This is a genomic window from Vibrio sp. 1978, from assembly GCF_033344345.1.
This window is the reverse complement of the sequence record NZ_JAWPOP010000775.1, coordinates 1-582: the sequence shown is the minus strand read 5'-3', so window position 1 is coordinate 582 and position 582 is coordinate 1. Positions and strand designations below refer to the sequence as shown.

Annotated in this window: 1 pseudogene; it reads right to left on the bottom strand. The window is 47.6% G+C overall.

Annotated features, from left to right (window positions below):
• Positions 1-582 (bottom strand): annotated as a pseudogene (locus R8N49_RS29040) (methyl-accepting chemotaxis protein); the annotation flags it as partial.

Here is a 582-nt window from a genome sequence, read left to right as displayed (position 1 = left end):
CCGCACCGCCAATTTTATCGACGTGTTGGTTCAATGAGCCAATAGACTGTTGGCTGTTCGAGAGGATACCCGTCAGCTGACCAACATTCGTCACGGTCATTTCTACGACAGAGCGACCTTGTTCGGCGTTAGTCGCGGCTTGGTGAACACCTTCAACCGCAACCGATGTACTTTCAGAAATTTCACCGATAGTGGCAACCATCTGCTGCACGGCCGTCGCCATAGAAGCGGTGTGATCAGTCTGTGCGTGGAACTGTTCCATAACACCTTCAAGCTCACGATGCATGTTGTCCGTGCTCGCTGTTAACTGCATCGATTTTTCTTGTGTGTTGTGAATCAAACGCTCTAGCTTTTCGAGCAGATCGTTGAGATGGTGGCTGATATCAAATAGTTCATCCTTACCTGCAAGATCAGAGCGTAAGCCCATGTTATTGCTTTCGCTGATGTTCTTAATCGTTGCTAGTAAGCTACCAACACGAACGTTGATAGAGCGAGAAATTTGCCAAATCAGCGCAAAAATCACTACTAAGATGAACGCCGTAATGGCTTGCTTGATGCTTGCCATTTTTTCATCGCGTTGGG